Below are 24,810 nucleotides of genomic sequence, written 5' to 3' on the forward strand. Positions count from 1 at the left end.
GCCCTTACACAGGTGCCATGGCCGTTCTGCCCGCCGCTGGCGCACCCCTCACGACCAGCGGGTACACCCTTCTGATCGCCGACGACCCGAACCTGGTCGCGGCCGCGCAACGCCTGCGACACGTGGTGTTCGCCACCGAGCTCGGCGCGACCCTGCACCCGGGCTCCGCCGGCCTCGACACCGACGAGTTCGATGCCCACTGCGACCACCTGGTGGTGCTGCGGGAGGGCACCGACGAGGTGGTCGGCACGTACCGGTTGCTGCCGCCCGGTCGCACCGACCGCCGCTACGCCGACGCCGAGTTCGACCTGACCGCCCTGGCCCCGCTCCGCGACGACCTGGTCGAGGCGGGCCGCTCCTGCGTGCACCCGGACCACCGCTCCGGCGCCGTGATCAACCTGATGTGGGCCGGCATCACCCGCTACCTGCACCTGCGCGGGTCGCGCTGGCTCGGCGGCTGCGCCTCGGTGCCCGTGGCCGACGGCGGGACGGCGGCCGCCGAGGTGTGGGCCCAGGTCACCGCCCGCCATCTCGCGCCGCCGCCGCTGCGGGTGACGCCCCGCCGTCCGTGGTTCGCCGAGGCGCCGGCCGCCGCCGACCCGGCCACGCGCGGCGACGGACCCGCCGGGCTGGCGTTGTCGCCGGCCGCCCGCCGCGCGCTGGTCCCGCCGCTGCTCCGCGGTTACCTGCGGCTCGGCGCCTGGGTCTGCGGGGAGCCGGCGTACGACCCCGACTTCGGCTGCGCCGACTTCTACATCCTCTTCTCGCTGGACCGGCTGAACCCCCGCTACCTGCGGCACTTCCTGGGTGGAGAGCCGTCGTGACCGCCGGCGAGCTGTGGCGGCCGGCGTCGGGCTGCGGCCCGGCGTGCCTGCCGGCCGGCACCGATCCGGCCGTGCCGCTCGCGCGCCGGGTCGGCCGGCTGCTCGGCGTACTCGGGATGCTCCTGGCCGGGGTCGGGCTGGCCGCGCTGCTGCCGCTGCTGCCGGCGCGGGACCGCCGGGCGGCGCTGCGCGGCTGGGCCCGGGGGACGCTGCGCGCCCTCGGCGTGCGGCTGCTGGTCCGGGGCCGGCCGCCGCGCCGGCGGGCCCTGCTGGTCGCCAACCACGTCTCGTGGCTGGACATCCTGGCGGTGCTCGCGGTGGCGCCGGCCCGGATGGTCGCCAAGCGGGAGGTACGCGACTGGCCGCTGGTCGGGCCGCTGGCCGCCGCGGCCGGCACCGTCTTCGTGGACCGGTCCCGCCCGCGCGACCTGCCGGCCACGGTCGCCCGGGTGGCGGCCGCGCTGCGCGCCGGACACTCGGTGGCCGTCTTTCCCGAGGGGACGACCTGGTGCGGCGAGGCGGCCGACTGCCGGCCGGCCCGGGGCTTCCGGCCGGCCGTGTTCCAGGCCGCGGTGGACGCCGGCGTGCCGGTGGTGCCGCTGCGCCTCAACTACCGGTACGCCGGCGACCCCACCACCCTGGCCGCGTTCCTCGGCGAGGAGACGCTGTGGCAGTCGGTCCGCCGGGTGCTCGGCGCCCGGGAGCTGACCGTGTCGGTCGGGGTGACCGCCGCGCTGCATCCGGCCGCCGGGGCGGACCGGCGGGTGCTGGCCCGCGCCGCCGAGTCGGCGATCCACCTGAGCCCGGCCCGGCCGGCGCCGGTCGGTCGGGTCCGGCCCGCCCACCTCGTGACGGCTGGGGGCGCTGTCCCGCTGCGGGAGGTGGAGCTGGATCTCGCCGCCTGACAGTGTCGCGACATACTTCGCGACAGTCTTGTTCAGTCGCGATGTATCGCGTTATGCTCCTCCCGTCACTCGACGCGCCGTGGGTCGGCGCGTCGCCGAGGGGAGGACGCCATGGCCAGCTGGACGGTCGACAGTCCGCAGCGGCTCACCCTGGACGGCCCGGTCACCCGGCTGGACGTCCGGCTCATCAGCGGGCGGCTCAACGTGGTCGGCACCGACGGCCCGGCCCGGGTCGACGTCACCCGGGTCAGCCGCCAGCCGGTCCTCGTCGAGCTGCGGGACGGCCGGCTCAGCGTCGGCCACGAGCGGCCACCCCGCTGGCCGGGAGTGCTCTGGTGGCTCGGTCAGCTGGGCCGCCGGTTCCAGGCCGAGGTCTCCATCGCCGTCCCCGCCGACGTGCTGGCCGACCTGCACCTGGTGGACGGTTCGCTGGTCGCCTCCGGGCTGCGCCGGGACACCCGGGTCGACGTCACCTCCGGCCAGGTCACCCTGATGGGGCTGCGCGGTTCCACCACGGCGAAGGTCACCTCGGGGCCGGTGGAGGCGCTCGGCGTGAGCGGAGACCTCAACCTGGAGACCGTCTCCGGCGAGCTGATCCTCGCCGACAGCGCGCCCGAGCGGGTGCGCGCCCACGCGATCTCCGGGTCGATCACCTGCGACCTGGACAATCCGAAGGGCAGCGAGATCCGGCTCAGCGCCATCTCCGGCAGCATCACCGTCCGGGTCCGCGAGGACAGCGACCTCACCGTCCACCTGCACACCACCTCCGGCCGGATCACCAGCGGCTTCCCCCAGATCGGCGGCGGGCCCGGGTTCGGTGCGGTGAAGGACAGCCACGGAGTCCTCGGCGCGGGCGCGGGTAAGCTCTGGGCGTCCGCGACCTCCGGCAGCATCGCGCTGCTCGCCCGGCCCGTCGAGGACGCCGACGACCAGGAGGAGCAGCCGTGACCGCCGTGTTCAGTCACGGGCGGCTCCGGCTCTACCTGCTCAAGCTCCTCGATGACGGCCCGAAGCACGGCTACGAGCTGATCCGGCTGCTGGAGGACCGCTTCCTCGGGCTCTACGCGCCGAGCGCCGGCACCATCTACCCGCGGCTGCAACGCCTCGAGGTGGAGGGGCTGGTCACCCACACCGCGGCCGGCGGCCGCAAGGTGTACGAGATCACCGAGGCAGGCCGCGCGGAGTTGCGGCAACGCGCCGGCGAGCTGGCCACCCTGGAGTCCGACATCACCGCCTCCGTCGAGGACCTCTCCGCCCTGGCCGGGGAGATCCAGACCGAGGTACGCGGCTCCGTGCGGGACCTCAAGCGGGAGCTGCGCGAGGCGGCCCGGCAGACCCGGCGGAACCGCTGGGAGGCGCCGCCCACGCCCACCCGCCCCACCCGGGCCAACGGCGGCCCGACCACCGCCGCCGAGTCGCCCCTGCTCGCCGAGTTCGACCAGCGGCTCGCCGCGTTCACCGTCGAGGTCGGCGCGCTGGTCCGGGCCGGCCGGCTCACCGACACCCAGCTCCGGACGGCCATCCGGCTGCTGGACGGCGCGCTGGACGGGCTGCGCCGGCTGCTCCGCTAGGGCGCCACCGGCTCACAGCTTGTTTCCAGGATCCACCCAGCGCGACCGCAGCCAGAGCGCGGATGATGGGCCACATGGTGGCTACCCAGACCGAGGCCCGACTGCTCGTCGTCGAGGACGATCCGAACATCCTCGAACTGCTCTCCGCGAGCCTGCGTTTCGCGGGCTTCGACGTCGCCACCGCGACCAGCGGCAGCGCGGCGTTGAACGCCGCCAAGGACCACCGGCCCGATCTGGTCGTCCTCGACGTGATGTTGCCCGACCTGGACGGCTTCGAGGTCATCCGGATGCTGCGCGAGGGCGGCACCCGCACCCCGGTGGTCTTCCTGACCGCGCGGGACGCCACCGACGACAAGATCCGTGGGCTCACCCTGGGCGGCGACGACTACGTCACCAAGCCGTTCAGCCTGGAGGAGCTGACCGCCCGGATCCGGGCGGTGCTGCGGCGCACCGCCACCGGTGAGCACGCCCCCTCCCGGCTCACCTTCGCCGACCTGGAGCTGGACGAGGAGACCCACGAGGTGCACCGGGCCGGCCAGCGGGTGCAGCTCTCGCCGACCGAGTTCAAGCTGCTGCGCTACCTGATGCTCAACGCCAACCGGGTGCTCTCCAAGGCGCAGATCCTCGACCACGTCTGGAACTACGACTTCCGCGGCGACGACAACATCGTCGAGTCCTACATCTCCTACCTGCGGCGCAAGGTCGACAACACCCAGCCCCGGCTGATCCACACCCTGCGCGGGGTCGGCTACGTGCTGCGCAAGCCCGCGGCGTGAACGCCGTCCACGACGCGAAGGGGTGGCTGCGCAGCATTCCGCTGCGGGTCAAGCTGGTCACTGCCGTGCTCGCCCTGGTGGCTGCGGCGCTTGTCGTGATCAGCTCGCTGACCACCTACTTCCTCCGCAACTATCTGATCAGTCAGGTCGACGGCGAGCTGCGGGCCTCACAGCGCACGCTGGAGAGCGCCGTCGCCGAGCCGCACGAGGGTGGGCTCGGCATTCCGACCGACTATCTGCTCGTTGCCACCAACCCGGACACCGGGGCAGTGCTCTTCTCGCGTTACGACACCTCCCGGTTCCGCCCGGCAGACCTCCCATCCTGGCCGAGCGACGCGACCGGATTCGCCCGGATGAGCGACGAACCCTTCACCGCCCGGGCACGCGACAGTTCGGTTCGCTGGCGGATGCTCTACACCCAGCTCCCGAACGGTCAGATGGTCGCCATCGGGCAAAACCTCACCGACGTCGACTCGGCGGTCAAGCAGTTGGCCTGGATCGACCTGCTGGTGGGCGGAGCGGTGCTGATCATCATGGCCTCGGTCGGTGCGGGCATCGTGCGTACCAGCCTCAAGCCGCTCGTGGAGATCGAGCGGACGGCGGCGGCCATCGCCGGCGGCGACCTGACCCGCCGGGTGCCCGACCCGGAGGAGGGCCGGGCCTGTCCCACCTCCGAGCTGGGCCGGCTCTCCCGCGCGCTGAACGCGATGCTCGCCCAGATCGAGGCGGCCTTCACCGCCCGGGCGGCGTCCGAGGCGGCGGCCCGGACCGCGGAGGTCGGCGCCCGGGACGCCGCGGCCGCCGCGCAGGCGTCCGAGGCGCGGGCCCGCCGCTCGGAGGAGCGGATGCGGCAGTTCATCGCGGACGCCTCGCACGAGCTGCGCACCCCGCTGACCACGATCCGGGGCTTCGCCGAGCTCTACCGGCAGGGCGCGGCCCGCCAACCGGAGCAGACCGCCGGCCTGCTGCGCCGGATCGAGGACGAGGCGGCCCGGATGGGGCTGCTGGTGGAGGACCTGCTGCTGCTCGCCCGGATGGACCGCGAACGGCCGATCACCCTGGCGCCGGTGGAGCTGCCGGTGCTGGCCTCCGACGCGGTCCAGGCCGCCCGGGCGGTCGACCCGGAGCGCCCGATCGAGTTGGAGGTCGAGCCCGGGGCCGGTGCGCTGGTGGTGCTCGGCGACGACGCCCGGCTGCGCCAGGTGATCGGCAACCTGGTGACCAACGCGCTCACCCACACCCCGCCGGACGCCGCGGTGACCCTGCGGCTGCGCGTCGAGCCGGGCAACCTGGCCGTGGTGGAGGTGGCGGACACCGGCCCGGGGCTCACCCCGGAGCAGGCCGAGCGGGTCTTCGAACGGTTCTACCGGGTGGACGCCGCCCGGACCCGGCGGGCCGGCGGGCCGACCAGCACCGGCCTCGGGCTGGCCATCGTCGCCGCGCTGGTCTCCGCCCACCACGGGACGGTCGAGGTGGCCGAGACGCCGGGCGGCGGGGCGACCTTCCGGGTCAAGCTGCCGCTGCTGCCGGCGACGCCGGACTCGGGCGAGTGACTTTCAGAAAACATTCAGGCACGTTCCAGGCTGGTCGCAGTGCTGGAGGGGAAGGTGGAACGCATGACCGACCACGAGACCGACCCGCAGCGGTCGCCGGCTCCCGCCGACGCCGAGCCGTCGCACCCCACCGCCGAGCTGCCCCGCACCGGAAGCGGGCAGTCGGACTCCACGACCGAGCTGCCGCGTACCGCTGACGGGCAGCCGCAGACCTCCGCCAGCCCGGCCGCCGCGCCGGTTCCGGCCGACTCCCCGGCCGCCGGAACCCCCGCCCCGACCGTTTCCGACGCCGGCCACACCGCAGCGCCGATCGCCTTCGACCCGGGCCGCGCCGAGATGCCGATCCAGCCCACCAGCCCGTACGCGCCGCCGGCGGCCACCCCGTCGGCCCCGCCGTACCAGCCGCAGCAGTCCTGGTACGGGGGTCAGCAGCAGGGCGGCTGGGCGCAGCAGGGCGGCTACGCCCCGCACGGCGCCGGGCCGGTCCCGCCCTACCAGCCGCACCAGCCGTACCCGGGTGGGCAGCCGCACCAGCCTGGCGCGCCGGTTCCGCCGTGGGTCCCGCAGCACCAGCCGGCCCGGCCGAGCCGGGCGGGCAAGTTCGTCGGCGCGGGCGCCCTGGCGCTGGCCCTGATGCTCGGCTCCGGCGTGGCCGGCGGCGCCCTGGCGCTCGCCGTGGGCGGACACACCACCGTCACCCGCACCTACTCGGCGGCGCCGGTGATCAACAGCGCCGACCTGCCGAAGATCGCGGCCGCCGTCCAGGACAGCATCGTCACGATCATGACGGACAGCGGTGAGGGCTCCGGGGTGATCCTCAGCGCCGACGGGTACGTGCTGACCAACAACCACGTGGTCGCCTCCGCCAGCGGCGACACGGTGAAGGTCGTCTTCGCCGACGGCAAGACCGCCCAGGCGAAGATCGTCGGCACCGACCCGAAGACCGACCTGGGCGTGGTCAAGGCCAGCGGGGTGAGCAACCTCAAGGCGGCCAAGTTCGGCGACAGCGACGCCATGCAGGTCGGCGACCAGGTGCTCGCCCTGGGCAGCCCGCTCGGCCTGCAGGGCTCCGTCACGGCCGGCATCCTCAGCGCCCGCGACCGCACCATCCAGGCCGGCGAGGGCGGCCAGCAGCAGCAGGAGCCGCAGCAGGCCGGCAGCTCGATCTCCGGCCTGCTCCAGACCGACGCCCCGATCAACCCGGGCAACTCCGGCGGCGCGCTGGTCAACACCCGGGGCGAGGTGATCGGCATCAACACCGCGATCGCCACCGCCGGGCAGGGCAGCAACGGCAACATCGGGGTCGGCTTCGCCATCCCGAGCAACAAGGCGAAGGACGTCGCCGAGAAGCTCCAGCGCGGCGAGAAGATCAGCCACCCGTCCCTCGGGGTCAGCGTGACCGGCGCGGAGGACGGCGGCGCACTCGTCTCCGACGTGGTTGCGGGCAGTGCCGCCGAGAAGGCCGGCCTCCAGCGCGGCGACGTGGTCACCAAGTTCGGCGACAAGGCGATCAACGACTCCAACGACCTGGTGGGCGCCGTCCAGGCCGGCAAGGTCGGGGACCGGGTCGAGGTGCAGTTCAAGCGGAACGGATCGACCCAGACCGCAACCGTGACGCTCGCCGAGACGTCATAACCCGTACGGACCTGCCTCCTCCACGGGCGGCGGGTGACGGAGCCAAGGGGGTTGGCTCCGTCGCCCGCCGCCCATTTTCGTGTCTCACCCGGTCCGGGTGAGCCCGGCTCACCCCGGGCGGCGGGACCCTTCAGGGACGCCGAAGCGCACGGGAGGGGACGTCATGACCACCACCACCGCCGTCCGTACCGACCAGGAGATCCAGCGGGACGTGCTCGCCGAGCTCGACTGGGACGCGCAGACCCGGCCCACCGAGATCGGGGTGACCGTGGCCGACGGCGTGGTCACGTTGACCGGCCAGGTGGACAGCTATGCCCGACGCTGGGCGGCCGAGCGCTGCGCCCACCGGGTACGCGGGGTCCGCGCCGTCGCCAGCGACCTCGAGGTGCTCCTGCCGGCCGCCGAGGAGCGCACCGACGCCGACATCGCCATCGCGGCCAGCCGGGCGCTGGAGTGGGACAGCTACGTCCCCGCCGAGCGGCTGGACGTGACCGTGGCCGACGGCTGGGTCATGCTCCGCGGCGAGGTCGAGTTCGGCTTCCAGCGGCGTACCGCCGAGCGGGAGCTGCGCCGGCTGCGTGGCGTACGCGGGGTGACCAACCTCGTCGAGGTGCGTCCGCCCACCCCGCCCAGCGACGAGCAGAACCGCCGCGACCTGCAACGGGTGCTCTTCCGACGGACCGGCACGGAACGGATCGACGTGCAGGTCACCGGCGACACGGTGGTCCTCGACGGCGTGGTCCGCTCCTGGTGGCAGCGGGAGGAGGCGGAACGCGCCGCCTGGGCCACCCCGGGGGTACGCGAGGTGCACGTCCGGCTCGTGGTGGCCGGCTGAGCCGCCCGTTTACCGCCGGGCACGCCGGGAAAGCGCCGCTGATCAGGCAGGCCAGGGACCATCGGGGGAGGACTCGTCGCCGTGAATCACCTGACCTCGGACCGTTCGCGGGCCCGGCCGTTGCGGATCGCCACGGTGGTCCCGCCCTGGCTTTCCGTGCCGCCGCCCGGCTACGGCGGCCTGGAGCACGTGGTGGCCGGGCTGCTCAACGCGCTGGTCGACCGGGGCCACGCGGTGACCGTCTTCGGTGCCGGCCCGGACCACGGCACCGCGGCCGACTACGTCTCCACCTGTGCGGACCTCCAGTACGAACGGCTGGGCGAGGCCCTGCCCGAGCTGGCCCACCTGGCCCACGTCAGCCGGCTCGTCTCCCCCGAGGACTTCGACGTCATCCACGACCACACCACCATCGGCCCGCTGGTCTCCGGCCGCCGTCGGGTGCCCACCGTGGCCACCGTGCACGGCAACCCGGTGGGGGAGTTCGGCACCGTGCTCAGCAACACCGATCCCGGGGTGGGGCTGGTCGCGATCTCGCACGCCCAGCGCCGGTCCAACCCCGACCTGCCCTGGGTGGGGACCGTGCACAACGCGATGCCGTTGCGGGATCTCCCGCAGAAGCGGAACCCCGGCCAGGGACCGGTGCTCTGGCTCGCCCGGTTCAGCCCGGACAAGGGCCCGGACGTGGCGATCCGCGCCTGCCGGGCGGCGGGCCTGCCGCTCACCCTGGCCGGCAAGTGCAACGAGCCGGCCGAACGCCGCTACTTCGAGCAGGTGGTCGAGCCGTTGCTGGGCGAGGACGTGAGCGTCGTCATCAACGCCGACCGGGAGGCGACCGTCCGGCTGCTGCTCGACGCCCGCTGCCTGATCATGCCGATCCAGTGGGACGAGCCGTTCGGCATGGTCATGGTGGAGGCGATGGCGACCGGCACGCCGGTGGTGGCGCTGCGCCGGGGCGCGGTGCCGGAACTGGTCCGCCCCGGGCTGACCGGGCTGGTCTGCGACCGGGCCGAGGACCTGCCGGCGGCGCTGCGCGAGTCGTCCCGCCTGGACCCTGCCGACTGCGTGGCACACGTCGCGGAGAACTTCTCGGTGGAGCGGATGGCCATCGGCTACGAATCCGTCTTCCGCAACTTCCTGGCCTCCCGCGCGCGGCATCAGCCCGGGCCCCGGGAGGCCGCCCGGGTCGCCGCCCGCTGACCGCGGGCCGCGCCCAAGCGCTAGCAGGCTGTGGGAAGGCGTCCGTCCTGTCAACGGGTGTCCGGTCCGTGCTCGACGGGCCGCGCCGCGCCGGTCGCCCGCGGTGATCGCGGTCGCCGCCCCGGCCGGCTGCACCGGGCCGCCTTCCGGGCCCGTGCCAGGATGAACGGCATGGCAGGCGGTCCGGTGGCGTTCGTGCTCGGCGGCGGGGGAGTGCTCGGCGCGGTCGAGGTGGGCATGCTGCGTGCCCTGTTCCGGGCCCGGATCCGGCCGGACATGGTGCTCGGCACCTCGATCGGCGCGGTCAACGGCGCGCTGGTCGCCGCCGACCCGACCGAGGCGGTCACCGACCGGCTGGTCCGGCTCTGGGCCTCGCCCGAGGCCAGCGAGGTGTACGGCGACTCGGTCGCCCGCCAGCTGCGCCGCTTCGCCGCGCGGACCCACCTGCACTCGCCCCGGCCGCTGCGCAGGCTGCTGGAGAACGAGCTGGGCGAGGAGACCACCTTCGCCGACCTGAAGGTGCCGTTCCGCTGCTGCGCCGCGAACATCGAGCGCGCCGCCGAGCACTGGTTCCACAGTGGGCCGCTGGTGCCGGCGGTGCTCGCCTCCGCCTCGGTGCCCGGGCTGCTGCCGCCCACCCAGATCGACGGCCAGCACTACATCGACGGTGGGGTGGTGAACTCGATCCCGGTCGGCGAGGCGGTCGCCGCCGGCGCGAAGCAGATCTTCGTCCTCCAGGTGGGCCGGATCGAGCGCGAGCTGTCCCCGCCCCGCCGCCCCTGGGAGATCGCCCAGGTGGCGTTCGAGATCGCCCGGCGGCACCGGTTCGCCCGGGAGATGGCGGCCCTGCCCGAGGACGTGGAGGTGCACGTGCTTCCCACCGGCGGCTCTGGGCCGCGCGAGGACAGCCCGTGGGCGTACCGCGACATGGCGGCGGTGGGGCGGCGGATCAGTCGTGCGTACACCGCCTCCCGCCGCTACCTGGACAACCAGCTGGAGCGCTGATGCCGCTGCCGCCCCGGTGGGTACGTCGGTTGCTGCTGGCCCCCGGCGTGGTGCTGCTCGCCGTCGCGGTGCTGGCCACGCTCCCCGGGTGGGCACTGCTGGCGCTGGCCGCCTCGCCGCTGGTGCCGGGGCGGCTGCGGCCGCTGCGGCTGCTCTGGATCGGCACGGTCTACTTGGTCTGGGACGCGGCCGCGCTGCTCGCGCTCTTCGCGCTCTGGCTCGCCTCGGGATTCGGGGCGCGCAAGCGGTCGCCCGCCTTCCAGCGGGCGCACTACCTGCTCGCCGGGCGCTTCCTGCGGATGCTCTTCTGGCAGGCCCGGTGGACGCTGCGGCTGCGCATCGACGTGGTCGGCACCGACCCGGACACCGCCCTGCCCGGCCGCCCCGAGCTGGTGCTCTGCCGGCATGCCGGGCCCGGCGACTCGTTCATCCTGATCCACGCGCTGGTGAACTGGTTCCACCGGGAGCCCCGGATCGTGCTCAAGGAGAGCCTCCAGTGGGACCCGGCGATCGACGTGCTGCTCAACCGGCTGCCCAACCGGTTCATCGCGCCCGGCCCGGACGGTCGGGAATCGGCGATCCGGCAGATCGGTCACCTCGCCACCGACCTGGACGACGACGACGCGTTCGTGATCTTCCCCGAGGGCGGCAACTTCACCCCCAAGCGGCGGCTGCGGGCGATCGCCCGGCTGCGGGCGCTGGGCCTGGAACGGATGGCGTTGCGCGCCGAGCGGATGCAGCACGTGCTCGCCCCGCAGCCGGGCGGCCTGCTCGCCGCCCTGGACGCCGCCCCCGACGCCGGGGTGATCTTCGTGGCGCACACCGGGCTGGACCGGATGCTCACCGTCACCGACGTGTGGCGGGAGCTGCCGATGGACAAGCGGATCGTGATGCGCTTCTGGTCGGTGTCACCCGAGGAGATCCCGACCGGGAGGCAGGAGCGCATCGACTGGCTCTTCGACTGGTGGGCGCGCATCGACCGGTGGATCGCCGCCAACCGGGACGGGGTGGCCGCGGCCGACCCGCCCCGACCGGATGTTGCGTAGGGTGCGCTCGTGGAGCAGATCTGCGTGGTGACGACGGTGGTGGACGCGCGCGGGGTCGCCGACCTCCTGGCCGCCGCGGCCGTCGCCGGACGCCTGGCCGCGTGTGCCCAGGTCGGTGGGCAGGTGGACAGCACCTACTGGTGGCAGTCCGCGATCCAGACCACGACCGAATGGTCGGTGCAGTTCAAGACCGCGCCGGACCGGGTGACCGCCCTGGTCGACCAGATTCGCGCCAACCACCCGTACGAGGTGCCGGAGATCCTGGTGACCCGGGTGGAGAGCGGCAACCCCGACTACGCGACCTGGGTGCACGACCAGACCCGCCCCTAGGTACGCCTACTCTGTACCCCCTTGCCGGGGGTGCCGATGCTGGTCTGGTGGAGAACACCGGCTACCCCTGCCCCGGCTGCGGCGCCCCCGCCGATCTCGTCTCCGGCTGTCGCGGCTGCGGTCGACCGCCGTACCCGCCGGCCGCCGAGGTGATCCGGCTGGACCGGGAGATCGCCGCGCTCGCGCCGCGGGTGGAGCAGGCGCGGGCGACGTACCAGGAGTTGGCGGCCCGGCTGGGGGCGGCCGGGCAGCGGCGGGCCGAGCTCAGTGCGCGGATCCGGCTGGAGATCCCGCCCCCGCGCCCGGTGGCGACGCCGCCGATGGCCCCGGTCCACCCGGTGCCGGCCGCCCCCGCGCCGCCCGGCGGGGCGGAGACCTCGGCCCGGGCCGTGCAGGGCCTCCTCTTCGTCCTCGGTGGACTGCTGCTGGGCACCGCGGCGGTGGTCTTCACCGCGGTCGCCTGGTCCGCGTTCGGGGTGGCCGGGCGGGCACTGATCCTCCTCGCGGTCACCGCGCTCACCCTGGCCGTGCCGCTGGTCGCCCGCTGGCGCGGGTTGCGGGGCACCGCCGAGACGTTCGCCGCGGTGGGGCTGCTGCTGGTGCTGCTCGACGGGTACGCCGCCTGGTCGGTGGACCTGTTCGGGGTGGCCGGCTGGCCGGGCAGCCGCTACGCCGCGCTGGTCGGCGGGCTCGGCGCGGCGGTCGCGGCCGGTTACGCGCGGCTGAGCCGGCTCACCGTGCCGTGGTTCGCGGCGCTGCTGACCGCCCAGCCGGTGCTGCCGCTGGCCGCGCTGGCGGCGGAGCCGTCCGCCGCCGGCTGGGCGGTGGTCCTCACCGGGCTGGCGCTGGGCGACCTCGTGGTGGTGGTCGTCCTGCGAAACCGGGTCACGTCGCGGGTGGGCGGCGAGGCCCGGGACCGGTCCGGGGTGCCGTCGTCCGTCGGCGGCGCCCCGGCCGGGAACGAGGGGCCGGTCGGGAGCGGGGCGTCGGCGGCGGTGCTGGCCGGGTGGGTGCTCGGCTGGATCGGGCACGGTGCCGCGCTGGCTGTGGCGGCCGGCTGCGCGCTGGTGCCGCTGGTCCTGGGCCGGGCCGGCGGCACCCCACTGCTGGCCGGCGCGCCGTTGCTGGTCGTGGCGCTGGCCCTGTTCGCCGGGGCGCTGGCGGCCGGCGGCCGGACCTACCGGGCCGTCACCGCCGGCCTGCTGGTGCCGGTGCTGGCCGGCGCGCTGCTCCGCCCGGTCGCCGAGCTGCGCCCGGGATCGCTGCTGATCGCCGCCGGTCTGGTGGTGGCCGGGCTGGCCGGGGCGGTGCGGGCGGTGCCGGGGCGGCAGCGTACCGGGCCGCGGGTGGGTGCGTTCGTGGTGGCGGCCGCGCTCGGTCAGGTCGCCACCGTCCTCAGCCTGCTCGTCGCGGGCGCCACCGCGCTCGCCGCGGCGCCGGCCTGGCAGAGGGCGGAACCCGTCCCGGCCCCGTCCTGGGGCTGGCAGCTCCCGCTGGCCGTGCTGCTCACCGCCGGCGCGGTGGCGCTGCACCTGCCCCGGCCCGCCCGACCGGTGGTCGGGGTGGTCGGCGGGGCGCTGGCCGTACTGGCCGTGCCGGCCGTCGCAGCCACCCCGTGGCCGCTGGTGGTGGCCGCCGACCTGGCCGCGGCCGGCGCGCTGCTGCTGGGCGCCGTGCGCCGGCCGCGCCCCCGGTACGCGACCGTGCTGGCGCCCGCGTTCGCCGCCGCGGTGCTGTCCGGGCACGCCCTGCTGGTCGGCCGCGCCGAGCCGGCCGGCGCGGCCGCCGGGTGGGCCGTCGTCGCCGGCGTCGGCCTGCTGGCGGCGGCGCTGGGCAGGCGGGGCGCGGGCGCACAGCCGGCCGTCGCCGGGGTGGCGCTGGGCGCGGCGCTGTTCGCCGTACCCGCGGGGGTGGCGGTGGCGCTGCTCGGCTTCGGCCTGCCCTCCTGGTGGCAGCTCCGGGGCGCATCGGCCGCCGTCGCGCTGCTGGTGGTCGCCGTCCTCGCCGTCCGTCGACACTGGCCCGACCTGCACGGGTACGCCTCGACCGGCTTCGCCGTCGCGCTGGCCGCGGTGGCGGTCACCCCGCTGGTCCTGCGCAGTGGCGAGCCGGCATCGGTCTACGCCGCGTCCGGTGTGCTGCTGGCGCTGGCCGCCGGTGGGGGCACCCGGCCGGCCCGCGCGCCCCGGCTGGTCGGCGCCGGGCTGGCCGGTCTGGCGCTGCTGGCCGCCGCCCCGGCGAGCCTCGCGGTGCTGCTGGCGTTGCCGGTTCGACCCTGGTCCGGGGTGCCCGCCGCGGCCCCGGTGCCGGCCGCGACCCGCGCCGCCCTGACGCTGCTGCTGCTCGCGGTCGCCGCCGCCGCGTACGTCCGGGTCGCGACGGCTCCCGGTCGCGGCGCGGCGTCGGACGCGCCGAGCGGGAGTCGTCGAAACGGCGGGCGGTGGCGGCCCGCGCTCGCCGCGCTGCCGTTCGGCGCGGTCGCCGTCCCGGTGCTGCTGGCCGGCGCCGGCGCACCCTGGCCGGTGGTACCGGCCGTGGCGTTCGGCGCCGGGCTGGGTGCGCTGCTGGTGGCCGCGCTCGCCGCGCCGCGCCCGCCGCTGCTCCCGGTGACCCTGGCGCTCGGGCCGGCGCTCGCCGTGCCCGGGCTGGGCGGGCTCGCCGCCACCCGGGCCGGGACGCTCGCCGCCCTGGGCGTGCTGGTCGTCGCGGCGGTCGTCGTCGGGGTGGCCGGGCGGCCCGCCGCTGCCCGGTGCGCCGGCTGGTTGGCCGCCGTGGCGGCGGCCACCGGCTTCGCGGTGACCGCGCCGCTGGCCGCCGGGCTGCCGCTGCGGACCGCCGCCTTCGCGGCGCTGGCGGTGGCGGCGCTGGTCCTGCACGGCGTACCGCTGCGGCGCGCCGGGGAGGCCGGTGCGGCGGCGGGGACCGGGGCGCCGGCCCGCGCGGGCGCGGCGGCCAGCGCGGCGGCGGCGCTGGAGGCGGCGGCCCAGGCCGTGGCCGTGCTGGCGCTGCTGCTCACCGGCGGCGCGCTCCGGCACGCGGCGGCGGTCTGCGCGCTCTGGGGCGCGGCCGTGGCGGTACGGGTGCTGCGGCGAGGCGAGTCGGCGGCTCGCCGGCGCATCCTGGCCGCCGTCGCGGGCGGCAGCGAACTGCTCGGCGGCTGGCTCCTGCTGGCCGCCGGCGGGGTGGTGGTGCTGGAGGCGTACACCGCGCCGGCCGCCGCGCTCGCCCTCGTCGCCGGCCTGGTGGCGGTGCGGACCCGGCCCGGCCTGAACAGTTGGCTCGCGCTCGGCCCGGGGCTGGCGGCGGCGCTGCTGCCCAGCCTGGTCTCGGTGCTGGCGGCGCCGGACCCGCAGCCGTGGCGTCGGCTCGCGCTCGGCGTGGTCGCGCTGGCCGCGGTACTCGGCGGCGCGACCCGGCGCTGGCAGGCGCCCGTCGTGCTGGGCGCGGCCACGCTGGTGCCGCTCGCGCTGCACGAGCTGGCCCGGGGCTGGGACCTGCTGCCCCGCTGGATCTTCCTGGGGTTGGGCGGGCTGGCGCTGATCGGGCTGGCCGCCACCTACGAGCGCCGCCGGCGCGACCTGGCGCGGTTGCGGGCGCTCGTCGGCCGGATGGGGTAGGGCCAGCACCACCCCCGGCTGGGGGGTTGCCAGGATTACCCAGAGCGACCGTCCCGACCAGACTCGATCACGCGGAGTCGCGCCGTCCGGCGTGGCGCACGGACCGAGAATCGGGGATCGGGATGACCTCATCGACGTTGACGGCACCAGCGGCCCGGCGGGGCAGCGACTACGCGCGGCTGTCCCGCCGGGTCGCCGAGGCCGGGCTGTTCGCCCGCCGGCCGGGCTGGTACGCGATCCGGATCGGGCTCACCCTGGGCGCCTACCTGGCCGGCTGGGCGCTGGTGGTGGCGGTCGGCGACTCCTGGTGGCAGCTGCCGCTGGCGGCCGCGATGGCGGTGGCCACCACCCAGGTGGCGTTCCTCGGGCACGACGCCGGCCACCGGCAGATGTTCCGCCGGCGCGGCCCGAGCGAGCTGGCCGGGCTGGTCGCCGGCAACCTCGCGGTCGGGCTGAGCTACGGCTGGTGGGTGGAGAAGCACAACCGCCACCACGCCAACCCGAACCACACCGACGAGGACCCGGACGTCGGGGCGGGCGCGCTGGTCTGGACGGACGAGCAGGCGGCGGCGACCCGGGGGTTCGGCCGGTGGCTGGCCCGGCGGCAGGCGTGGCTCTTCTTCCCGCTGCTCCTGCTGGAGGGGCTCGCGCTGCACGTGGCGAGCGTGCGGGCGCTGGCCGGCCGGGAGGACGGCCGGTGGCGCACCCCGGTACGGCACCGCGCGGTCGAGGCGCTGCTGCTCGTCGCGCACGCCGCCGGCTACCTCGGCCTGCTGTTCGCGGTGCTGTCGCCGGGGAAGGCACTGCTCTTCGTCGCCGTCCACCAGGGGCTGTGGGGGCTCTACCTGGGCTGCGCGTTCGCCCCGAACCACAAGGGCATGCCGATGCCCGACCCGGACGACGACCTGGACTTCCTGCGCAAGCAGGTGCTCACCTCGCGAAACGTGCGGGGCGGCCGGTTCGTGGACGCGGCGCTGGGGGCGCTCAACTACCAGATCGAGCATCACCTCTTCCCGAACATGCCCCGCGCCAACCTGCGCCGGGCCCGGCCGATCGTCCGGGCGTACTGCGCCGAGCAGGGCATCCCGTACGCGGAGACCGGGCTGGTGGAGTCGTACCGGCAGGCCCTGGCGCACCTGCACCAGGTCGGCCGCCCGTTGCGGCGCAGCTGACGGCGGCGACCCCGGTCCTGCTCAGGAGGCGTGCCTGGGCCGGGCCGCGGCGCGTCCGCCCGGTAGGGTCGGCGCATGGCAGACGTGCTCACCGCCGCGGCGGTGCGGGACGAGCCGGGCGGGTCGACCCCGTCCCGGCGGATCGACGACATCGCCCGGAGTGCCCCGTGAGATTCGAGATCAGCAAGGTGCTGGACGCCATCGAGGGCCGGGTCTGCACCGACCCCTCGCTGGCGCGCGCCGTGGTGGACCTGGCCGAGGTGATCCGCTGGCAGGACCTGGACGGCGGACGGCCGGCCAGCCTGCTGCGGCTCGGCATGGTGATCGACGCCCTGTCCCGGCAGTTGGAGGAGGACAGCGTCCCGGTCTACGCGATCGTGCACCGGGCCCTGCTCTCCGACGCGGACCTCACCTCGAACGAGCGGATGGTGGTCCGGCGCTGGGCCGACGACGGACTGGTCGAGGTGCTCGACCACCCCGGCGACCGGATGCTGGAAATCGCCGACCTGCTCGGGCTGCCGGTGCTCAGCCGGATGCGGTTCGACGGGCTGAGCGGCCGCTACCCGTGGCTGGGCCAGGCCGGGCGGGTGCTGGCCCCGGTGCCCGGCGCCGGCGGTCCGGTGTTCATCGCCCACGTCGGCGGCGGGCAGAGCCCGGCCTCCGGCAGCCGCTCGCCGGTCGGCGAGAAGCTGCTGGCCCGGCAGTGGCGCTGCCCCGAGCCGGGTTGCGCGCTCTTCGGCGGCGGTGGGGGCGGCGGCGCCTTTGCCGACCTGGCCCGGGTCGACCGCGCCCCGGCCGGCCAGCCGCCGCCCGCCCTGCGCAACGGCGTGCCGACCTGCCCCCGGCACGGCGCGCGGCTCGGCGACGCCGGCCCGCGGCCGCGTACGGCGGTGCTGGCGGTCCGGATCGGCGGGCTGGTGCGGCGCCGGTTCGCCCTCACCGAGTCCCAGCCGGTGCTGGTCGGGCGGGCGCCGGACGCCTCCGGTGGCGTCGTGCTCGGCCAGTGGCTCAACGACGAGGCGCGGCGCTGGATCAGCCGCAGCCACGTCCGGTTCGAGCTGCGGGTGGGCGAGGTGATCGTGACGGACACCAGCACCAACGGCTCGGGCGTGCGTCCCGGCGGCTCGATGGCCGAGCCGGACCGGATCACGCTCGCCCCGCAGCAGTCCCGGGTGCTGGCCGAGGGGGATCTCGTCGAGCTCTACCCGGGCGTGCAGATCGGCCGGGCCGACGAGGTGGCCAGCGACGCGAAGTTCACCCCGAACTCGGTGATGGCGGAGGCCCCGACCATGGCGATGCGGCTGCCCCGTCCCTGACGGCGACGACGAAGGGCGCCGGGACCGTCGCGGTCCCGGCGCCCTTTCGCGTACGGGGTCAGCCCTCCAGCACGGCCGCGAGCTGGGCCACCGCGTGGTCGATCTCCTCCTCGGTGATCACCAGCGGCGGGGCGAGCCGGATGGTGGAGCCGTGGGTGTCCTTGGCCAGGACGCCCCGCTCCATCAGCCGCTCGCAGGCCTGCCGGCCGGTCATCAGCGCCGGGTCGATGTCCAGGCCGGCCCAGAGGCCCCGACCCCGGACGGCCACCAGGCCCTTGCCGATCAGGCCGCGCAGCCCGGCGTGCAGCCGCTCGCCCAGCTCGGCCGAGCGGCGCTGGAACTCGCCGGTGGCCAGCAGCCGGACCACCTCGGTGGCGACGGCGCAGGCCAGCGGGTTGCCGCCGAACGTCGAGCCGTGCTGGCCCGGCTTGAGCACGCCGAGCACGTCGGCGTTCGCGGCCACCGCGGAGACCGGCACGATGCCGCCGCCCAGCGCCTTGCCGAGCAGGTACATGTCCGGGACGACGCCCTCCAGGTCGCAGGCGAACGTCGCGCCGGTGCGGCCCAGGCCCGACTGGATCTCGTCGGCGATGAAGAGCACGTTCCGCTCGGTGCAGACCTCGCGGACGCCCGGCAGGTAGCCCTCCGGCGGCACCACGACGCCCTGCTCGCCCTGGATCGGCTCGAGCAGCACGGCGACCGTGTTCTCGTCGATCGCGGCGGTCAGCGCGGCCAGGTCGCCGTAGGGGACGACCGTGAAGCCCGGCGTGTACGGCCCGAAGTCGGCGCGGGCGTCCTCGTCGGTGGAGAAGCTGACGATGGTGGTGGTCCGGCCGTGGAAGTTCCCCTCGGCGACCACGATGTTCGCCTGGCCCGGGGCCACGCCCTTGACCTGGTAGCCCCACTTGCGGGCGACCTTGATGCCGGTCTCCACCGCCTCGGCGCCGGTGTTCATCGGCAGGACCAGGTCCTTGCCGCAGAGCGCGGCCAGCTCCCGGCAGAAGTCGGCGAACTGGTCGTGGATGAACGCGCGGCTAGTGAGGGTGAGCCGGTCGAGCTGCGCGTGCGCGGCCTCGATCAGCGTCGGGTGCCGGTGGCCGAAGTTCAGCGCCGAGTAGCCGGCCAGGCAGTCCAGGTAGCGGCGGCCGTCCACGTCGGTCAGCCAGGCGCCCTCGGCGGACGAGATCACCACGGGCAGCGGGTGGTAGTTGTGCGCCGTGTGGCGCTCCGCGTCCCGGACCGCGGACGGCGTCCGCAGCATGTCGTCGACGATCACTTGACTGCCTTTCCCTGACGGAGTCGCAATGTGCAGCACTTCGGTCCGCCGCCGGCCTTGCGCAGCTCGGACAGGTCGATCCCGATGGTCTCGTAGCCCCGGTCGCGCAGCTTGGCGGCGAGGTCGGTGGCCTGGGCGGGCAGCACCACGTGCCGCCCGTCGCCGACCGCGTTCAGCCCCAGCACCTCGGCGTCGGCCATGGTCGCGTGGACCGCGTCCGGGAACAGCCGGCGCAGCACCGCCCGGCTGCCCGGCGAGAACGCCTCCGGCAGGTACGCCACGGTGCGCTCGTCGAGGACGGTCAGGGCGGTGTCCAGGTGGTAGAAGCGCGGGTCCACCAGCTGCATGGTGATCACCGGGTAGCCGAAGACCTCCTGGAGCTGGGCGTGCGAGGCGTGCGCGGTGCGGAACCCGGTGCCGGCGAGCAGGTGGTCGCCGACCAGCAGGACGTCGCCCTCACCCTCGTTGACGTGCTTCGGGTCGTACATCTCGAAGCCGGCGGCCTCGAACCAGGCGCGGTAGGCGGGGGCCTCGTCGGCGCGCTGCGGGTCGCGGAACTGCACCGCCATGGCCTTGCCGTCGATCACCGTGCCGCCGTTCGCGGCGAAGACCATGTCCGGCAGGCCGGCGACCGGGTCGATCAGTTCGACCTCGTGGCCCAGGTCGACGTACGTCTGGCGGAGCTGCTCCCACTGCCGGATCGCCAGGTCGGCGTCCACGGGCGCGGTGGGGTCCATCCACGGGTTGATCGCGTAGTCGACGGCGAAGTACGTCGGCCGGCACATCAGAAAGCGCTGGCGGGTCGCGTCCATCGTCATGTCGTGCTCCCAGGGTCGGGCGCGCCCGGCCACCGTCGGCCCACGGGCTGGCGCCGTGGTCCAACGGTATGCGGCGCGGGCCGACGACATCCACCGTGAGAAGTTGCGTACGGCGACGGATCGTTGCGTCTGGGCTCCCGCTCGCGGTGGATCGTTGCGTCGTCGGTCGGGCCCGTTCCACCCGGAGGCGCGGGTGCCGGTGCCGGGGCACGGCGGGTGACCCCGGACACGCTTCGGGGGCGGCGAACCGCCGCCCCCGAAAGGGTGTGTGCCCGGCTGGTGAACCACCAGAGCTGATCGGGCGGGCCGGCGCTGCCGGCGGCCGGACAGTGCCCGTCAGAACCAGTTGGCAAACTGTGAGTCGAGCCACTCGCGGAACCGGCCCACCCACGCGCCGTCAGTGGTCGGCCAGTCGAACTGGCCGGTCAGCGCCACCACGCCGAGCACCACGGCGGCGAGGCCGACCACCACGCCGATCAGCGCGTCGGTCGTGCCGGCCACGTGCCGGCGCCGGGTGGCGATCAGGCCGAGCACGGCGAGCACCGCGCCGACCGCGCCGAGCCCGACGCCGTACCCGGCCAGGGTTCCGGAGAGCACGAACAGCGCGCCGACCACCGAGACGATCAGGCCGAGGGTGGCCAGCAGGCTGGTCCGGGGCCGCGGGCCGAGCGCCACCGGGGCGGTCCGCTCCGCGACGTCGGCGCGCTCCGCCCGGTCCGGCCGGCCGTCCCCGTCCAGGTCGACGGTGCGTTCCAGGGTCGGGTCCGGGTCCGTCGTCGCGTGGGTGCGCGTGGCGTCGTCCACCCGCGCGTGCGCGCGCCGCTCCGCGTCGGTGGCGCGCTCGCCCTCGGTGACGGTCGCGCCGCTGCGGTAGGTCGTCCGGTCCGCGTCGCGGTCGGTGACCACCGGCTGGCCGTCCACCCGGTCCGCGACCCGGTCGCGGGCGTCGACGACGCCGTCGCCGTCGACGTCCTCACTTCGCGCCGGGGCGCTCCGGCGGGACAGAATCTTCACTTCGACACCTCCTGATCCAGGCGCGGAGGCCGCGCGTGACAGTCAGGAGGTACCCAGTGGTGGAGAAGTCGACACCCGGTGACCGGTGACTACGCTTGGCAGCCGTGCCAGAGGGACACACCATCCACCGCCTGGCGGCCCGGCACGCCGAGCTGTTCGCCGGCGACAAGGTGCACGCCGCCAGCCCGCAGGGCCGCTTCGCCGAAGGCGCCGCCCGGCTCACCGGCACCGTCCTCGACGGCACCGAGGCGTACGGGAAGCACCTGCTGCACCACTACGCCGGCGAGCTGACCCTGCACGTCCACCTCGGGCTCTACGGCAAGGTCACCGACGGATCCGGCGAGCCGCCACCCCCGGTCGGGCAGGTCCGGTTGCGGCTGCACACCGACCGGCACTGGCTGGACCTCCGCGGCCCGACCGCCTGCGAGCTGCTCACCCCGCCCGAGGTGGCCGCGCTGCGCGGCCGGCTCGGCCCCGACCCGCTGCGCGCCGACGCCGACCCGGACCGGGCGTACGCCCGCATCCGCCGCAGCGCCACCCCGCTGGCCGCGCTGCTGCTGGACCAGTCGGTGGTGGCCGGCACCGGCCTGATCTTCGTGACCGAGGCGCTGTTCCGGGCCGGGCTGCCGCCGACCCTGCCCGGCCGGCAGCTCACCCCGGCGGGCTGGCGGGAGCTCTGGGCCGACCTGGTCGCGCTGATGACCCGCGCGGTCGAGCGGGGCCGGATCGACACCGTACGGGAGGTCCACCTGCCGGAGGCGATGGGCCGCGCGCCCCGGGTCGACCGGCACGGCGGCGAGGTGTACGTCTACCGCCGCCCCGGCGCGCCCTGCCACGTCTGCCGGGCCGAGGTCAGCCGGGGCGAGCTGGCCGGCCGCAACCTCTACTGGTGCGCCACCTGCCAGGCCGGCTGACACCGGACGGTGCCCTCGCAACCGATCCGGCCGGCCGCCGGTGTCGCGGCGAGCGCCGGGCCGCGCCCCGGACCGCGGCGGCGGCGTCAGCTCGCCGCGCGGAGGATGCCGCGCGGGCGGTGCCGGAGCTGCTCGACGGCGAGCGCGGTCGCCTCGTCGGCGGGCAGCAGGACGACCAGGTGGGCCGCCGCGCTGCGGGCGGCACGCGACACGGTCCCGTATCCGGCCTGAACCCGCGTGGCGTGGGTGGTCCCCGGGGACCACTCACGCCAGGCCGAGCAGCCAGCGGACCGTCTCGACCTGGCGGGGGAACACCTGGTCCTCGCCGATGCTCCAGGCCAGGGTGTGCACGACCGTCCAGCCCCGGACCCGCCCCCGGTCCAGGCCCAGCTCGGCGCTGAGCCGGTCCAGCCGGTGCCGCACCGCCTCGGGGGAATGCCCCAGCTCGGGGCCGCGCACCATCGGCACCGCCGCGAACTCCCGCTCGCCGACCAGCGGCTTCGGGTCGATGACCAGCCACGGCTCCCGGGTCGCCCGGAGCACGTTGCCGGCGTGCAGGTCCTGGTTGACCAGCACCTGCTCGCCCTGACTCGGCACCAGGTCGGCGAGCAGCCCGAGGGCGGTGTCCAGCAGCCGGCGCTCGTACGGCCGGTTGGCCCGCTCCCACTGCGCCGGCATCCGCTCCGCCCAGCCGGCCGCCTCCTCGGCGAGCGGGGTGAACGGCGGGCCGGCCGGCACGGCGAGCCGGGGCAGCAGCTCGACCACGGCGTCCAGCGCCGCGTCGGCCGGCAGCGCGTGCAGCGGGGTGCCGGGCAGGCAGCGCTCCACCAGCAGCGCCCGCCGTTCCGGGTCGTGGGCCAGCATCCGGATCGCGCCCCGGCCGGCCCAGTGCGCCAACGCGGTCGCCTCGTGCACGCTGTCGTCGTCCGGATACTGCAGCTTCAGCACGGCCGGCGTGCCGTCCGGCAGCTCGGCCGGCACGGCCAGCGAGGCGAACGCGTACCCGAACGGGGGTCCCACCACCCGCAGGTCCCACTGCGCGACGCACTCCGCCAGCCGGTCCGGCAGCACCGCCTGCCAGGCCCGGCCCGCCGGGATCTGGTCGGTCCACCGCAGGCTCTCAGGGATCTCCATCCGGCCATCCTCGGATCTGCTGCGGATCGCGTACAACCGTTTCCGGCCTGGTGCCGTCTGGAACAGCGAACCCCAGGGAGGTGGCCGGATGCCGGATGCATCGGACCAGGAATACGTCGAGTACGTCACGGCGCGCCTGCCGGCGCTGCGGCGGCTCGCGTACGGACTCTGCGGCGACCGCGACCTGGCCGACGACCTGGTGCAGGAGACCGCCACGCGGCTCTACCTGCGCTGGGCGCGGATCGCTGAGGTCGAGCAGCTCGACGCGTACGTCCGCACGGTGCTGGTCCGGCACTTCCTGGACACCCGGCGGCGCGGCTGGTGGCGGGTGCACCTGTTCGGCGGGCCGCCCGACGTGCGGTCCACCGAGGACCGGGGCGTCGAGGAGCAGACCGTGCTGCGCGACGCCCTGGCCAAGGTGCCGCCCCGCCAGCGAGCGGTGCTGGTGCTGCGTTTCCTGCACGACCTGCCGGTGGAGGAGGTGGCCCGGACGCTGGGCTGCTCGCCCGGCACGGTGAAGAGCCAGACCTCGCACGGCCTGGCGGCGATGCGACGGCTGCTCGGGGACCGCGAGCTGGCCGGTCGGACCGGAAAGGAGCGGTGGGCATGAGGACCGATGACGAACACGTCGCCGACCGGCTGCGGTGGCTGGACGACGAGCCGGCCGGCCCGCCCCGGATCGACCTGCCGGGGGCGATGCGGGAGGCCCGCCGGCGGCGGCGCAACCGCCGGGTGGCGGCGGCCGGGGCGGCCGCGCTGGGTGTGCTGGCGGTGGCCGCGCTGCCGGCGGCGCTGCGCGGGGACGGGCGGGCGGCGCCTGCGCCGGCCGCGAGCACCAGCCCGTCGATGCCGTCGCCGACACCGCGGCCGACCGGCCCGTGGCAGGGGATCTGCACGGCCGCCCTGCTGTCCGTGCCGGGCGATCCACACGGCGCGGTCACCGGCGGTGACCCGGACGGCCGGTGGCTGGTCGGCCGTCGGGCCCCGCAGGGGCAGGGTCGCCTGGATTTCGGCCTGCTGATCTGGGAGGGCGACCGGGTCCGGGAGGTCGAGCTGCCGGGCGAGGCGCAGGAGTTGACGGATGTGAACCGGGCCGGCCTGGCGGTGGGTTCGTCGTTGAGCGCCGGCAACGAGTGGCGGGCGTGGGCCGTGCGCGACGGCGAGGTCATCCGCCTGCCCGGGGGAACGTCCGAGGGCGCGGCGGCCGTCAACGACGCCGGCCGGATCGTCGGTTACCGCAGCCTGGGGCACGCCTGGGAGCCGGCTTTCAAGCAACTGCCGGTGGTCTGGGACTCGTACCAGAGCCGGCCGGTCGACCTGCCACTGCCCGGCCCGCAGTGGGAGGGCACGGCCGTCGGCATCGACGAGGACGGCACCATCCTGGGCGCGATGTCCGACGGGCACCCGGACAAGCCCACCCGCGCGGTGGTGTGGCGTCCGGGCGCCGCCCGGCCGGAGGTGCTGCCGTTACCGCGGGTGCCCGACGGGAAGGCCGACCGGTTCCTGCCCCTGTCGTTGGCCGGTGGCTGGGTGACCGGCACCGCCGAACGCGACACCAAGGTGGTCCCCCGGAGCGGCATCAACAGGTACCCGGTGCGGATCGATCTGCGTACCAGACAGGCGGACGTAATGGAGGGCATCCTCTGGTCCGGGACCGGCAACAGTCGGGGCTGGCTGGCCGGTGTGGTCTCCGGTGACGTCCCCGGCGTGATCACCGACACGAAGACTGTAAAGCTGCCCGTGCCGGACGGCTGGCGCGGCGGGCGGCAGGGCGGGGTGAAGAGTCTCAGCGACGACGGGCGGGTGCTCGGCGGAAAGCTCGAGCGCGACGACCAGGACGTCCGGCCGGTGCGCTGGACCTGCCGGTGACCG

Annotated in this window: 23 protein-coding genes; 18 read left to right on the forward strand and 5 right to left on the reverse strand. The window is 75.5% G+C overall.

The window, feature by feature from the left end; all coding sequences use genetic code 11:
• Positions 1 to 17: 17 nt before the first annotated feature.
• From Q2K19_RS16300 to Q2K19_RS16370, 15 genes are all read left to right on the forward strand, one after another.
• Positions 18 to 824, forward strand: coding sequence for a GNAT family N-acetyltransferase (locus Q2K19_RS16300; protein ID WP_302771999.1), 807 nt, complete (start codon positions 18 to 20; stop codon positions 822 to 824).
• The gene (locus tag Q2K19_RS16305) at positions 821 to 1,729 is read left to right on the forward strand and encodes a lysophospholipid acyltransferase family protein (protein ID WP_302772001.1); all 909 of its coding nucleotides are present in this window, start codon (positions 821 to 823) and stop codon (positions 1,727 to 1,729) included. Before Q2K19_RS16300 ends, Q2K19_RS16305 begins: the two co-directional genes overlap by 4 nt.
• 111 nt (positions 1,730 to 1,840) lie before the next feature.
• Entirely contained in the window at positions 1,841 to 2,677 is an 837-nt protein-coding gene (locus Q2K19_RS16310; RefSeq protein WP_302772002.1) for a DUF4097 family beta strand repeat-containing protein, read from the forward strand.
• On the forward strand, positions 2,674 to 3,300 hold the full coding sequence (locus Q2K19_RS16315) for a PadR family transcriptional regulator (RefSeq protein WP_302772004.1): 627 nt from the start codon (positions 2,674 to 2,676) through the stop codon (positions 3,298 to 3,300). Before Q2K19_RS16310 ends, Q2K19_RS16315 begins: the two co-directional genes overlap by 4 nt.
• A gap of 74 nt (positions 3,301 to 3,374) precedes the next feature.
• On the forward strand, positions 3,375 to 4,076 hold the full coding sequence (locus Q2K19_RS16320; RefSeq protein ID WP_046571468.1) for a response regulator transcription factor: 702 nt from the start codon (positions 3,375 to 3,377) through the stop codon (positions 4,074 to 4,076).
• On the forward strand, positions 4,073 to 5,629 hold the full coding sequence (locus Q2K19_RS16325; protein ID WP_302772009.1) for a HAMP domain-containing sensor histidine kinase: 1,557 nt from the start codon (positions 4,073 to 4,075) through the stop codon (positions 5,627 to 5,629). Before Q2K19_RS16320 ends, Q2K19_RS16325 begins: the two co-directional genes overlap by 4 nt.
• Positions 5,630 to 5,692: 63 nt before the next feature.
• The gene (locus Q2K19_RS16330; protein WP_302772011.1) at positions 5,693 to 7,264 is read left to right on the forward strand and encodes a trypsin-like peptidase domain-containing protein; all 1,572 of its coding nucleotides are present in this window, start codon (positions 5,693 to 5,695) and stop codon (positions 7,262 to 7,264) included.
• A gap of 163 nt (positions 7,265 to 7,427) precedes the next feature.
• A complete protein-coding gene (locus Q2K19_RS16335) occupies positions 7,428 to 8,099 on the forward strand; it encodes a BON domain-containing protein (RefSeq protein WP_302772013.1) in 672 nt (223 codons plus the stop codon).
• Positions 8,100 to 8,180: 81 nt separating this feature from the next.
• Entirely contained in the window at positions 8,181 to 9,296 is a 1,116-nt protein-coding gene (locus tag Q2K19_RS16340; RefSeq protein ID WP_302772014.1) for a glycosyltransferase family 4 protein, read from the forward strand.
• Positions 9,297 to 9,467: 171 nt separating this feature from the next.
• Entirely contained in the window at positions 9,468 to 10,301 is an 834-nt protein-coding gene (locus tag Q2K19_RS16345) for a patatin-like phospholipase family protein (protein WP_302772015.1), read from the forward strand.
• Positions 10,301 to 11,347, forward strand: coding sequence for a 1-acyl-sn-glycerol-3-phosphate acyltransferase (locus Q2K19_RS16350; protein ID WP_302772016.1), 1,047 nt, complete (start codon positions 10,301 to 10,303; stop codon positions 11,345 to 11,347). The genes Q2K19_RS16345 and Q2K19_RS16350 overlap by 1 nt, the downstream gene beginning before the upstream one ends.
• A gap of 9 nt (positions 11,348 to 11,356) precedes the next feature.
• On the forward strand, positions 11,357 to 11,677 hold the full coding sequence (gene cutA, locus Q2K19_RS16355; RefSeq protein ID WP_302772017.1) for a divalent-cation tolerance protein CutA: 321 nt from the start codon (positions 11,357 to 11,359) through the stop codon (positions 11,675 to 11,677).
• 47 nt (positions 11,678 to 11,724) lie between these two features.
• Complete coding sequence (locus Q2K19_RS16360) at positions 11,725 to 15,294, forward strand: SCO7613 C-terminal domain-containing membrane protein (RefSeq protein ID WP_302772018.1); 3,570 nt, start codon at positions 11,725 to 11,727, stop codon at positions 15,292 to 15,294.
• Positions 15,295 to 15,416: 122 nt separating this feature from the next.
• On the forward strand, positions 15,417 to 16,466 hold the full coding sequence (locus tag Q2K19_RS16365) for a fatty acid desaturase family protein (RefSeq protein ID WP_302772019.1): 1,050 nt from the start codon (positions 15,417 to 15,419) through the stop codon (positions 16,464 to 16,466).
• A 167-nt stretch (positions 16,467 to 16,633) separates the two neighbouring features.
• Complete coding sequence (locus Q2K19_RS16370) at positions 16,634 to 17,782, forward strand: FHA domain-containing protein (RefSeq protein WP_302772020.1); 1,149 nt, start codon at positions 16,634 to 16,636, stop codon at positions 17,780 to 17,782.
• 58 nt (positions 17,783 to 17,840) lie between these two features.
• On the opposite strand, the gene rocD is transcribed toward Q2K19_RS16370, so the two are convergent.
• The 3 genes from rocD to Q2K19_RS16385 form a co-directional block, all read right to left on the reverse strand.
• On the reverse strand, positions 17,841 to 19,055 hold the full coding sequence (gene rocD, locus Q2K19_RS16375; protein ID WP_302772536.1) for an ornithine--oxo-acid transaminase: 1,215 nt from the start codon (positions 19,053 to 19,055) through the stop codon (positions 17,841 to 17,843).
• Positions 19,055 to 19,870 (reverse strand): dimethylargininase, encoded by an 816-nt coding sequence (gene ddaH / locus Q2K19_RS16380; protein ID WP_302772538.1) that lies wholly within the window; start codon positions 19,868 to 19,870, stop codon positions 19,055 to 19,057. The genes rocD and ddaH overlap by 1 nt, the downstream gene beginning before the upstream one ends.
• Positions 19,871 to 20,212: 342 nt before the next feature.
• Positions 20,213 to 20,890 (reverse strand): thrombospondin, encoded by a 678-nt coding sequence (locus Q2K19_RS16385; RefSeq protein ID WP_302772021.1) that lies wholly within the window; start codon positions 20,888 to 20,890, stop codon positions 20,213 to 20,215.
• Positions 20,891 to 20,994: 104 nt separating this feature from the next.
• Between Q2K19_RS16385 and Q2K19_RS16390 the strand changes: the two genes are divergently transcribed.
• Positions 20,995 to 21,804 (forward strand): Fpg/Nei family DNA glycosylase, encoded by an 810-nt coding sequence (locus tag Q2K19_RS16390; RefSeq protein WP_302772023.1) that lies wholly within the window; start codon positions 20,995 to 20,997, stop codon positions 21,802 to 21,804.
• A gap of 86 nt (positions 21,805 to 21,890) precedes the next feature.
• On the opposite strand, the gene Q2K19_RS16395 is transcribed toward Q2K19_RS16390, so the two are convergent.
• A complete protein-coding gene (locus Q2K19_RS16395) occupies positions 21,891 to 22,016 on the reverse strand; it encodes a hypothetical protein (protein ID WP_302772025.1) in 126 nt (41 codons plus the stop codon).
• A 52-nt stretch (positions 22,017 to 22,068) separates the two neighbouring features.
• Positions 22,069 to 22,938 (reverse strand): aminoglycoside phosphotransferase family protein, encoded by an 870-nt coding sequence (locus Q2K19_RS16400; protein WP_302772027.1) that lies wholly within the window; start codon positions 22,936 to 22,938, stop codon positions 22,069 to 22,071.
• 88 nt (positions 22,939 to 23,026) lie between these two features.
• On the opposite strand from Q2K19_RS16400, the gene Q2K19_RS16405 reads away from it, so the two are divergent.
• Both Q2K19_RS16405 and Q2K19_RS16410 read left to right on the forward strand, forming a co-directional pair.
• Positions 23,027 to 23,548, forward strand: coding sequence for a SigE family RNA polymerase sigma factor (locus Q2K19_RS16405; protein ID WP_302772028.1), 522 nt, complete (start codon positions 23,027 to 23,029; stop codon positions 23,546 to 23,548).
• Positions 23,545 to 24,807: a hypothetical protein gene (locus Q2K19_RS16410; RefSeq protein WP_302772029.1), complete on the forward strand. Its 1,263-nt coding sequence runs from the start codon at positions 23,545 to 23,547 to the stop codon at positions 24,805 to 24,807. Before Q2K19_RS16405 ends, Q2K19_RS16410 begins: the two co-directional genes overlap by 4 nt.
• Positions 24,808 to 24,810 lie beyond the last annotated feature (3 nt).

Origin of the sequence: Micromonospora sp. NBRC 110009, assembly GCF_030518795.1 — a bacterium.
Lineage (GTDB): Bacteria > Actinomycetota > Actinomycetes > Mycobacteriales > Micromonosporaceae > Micromonospora.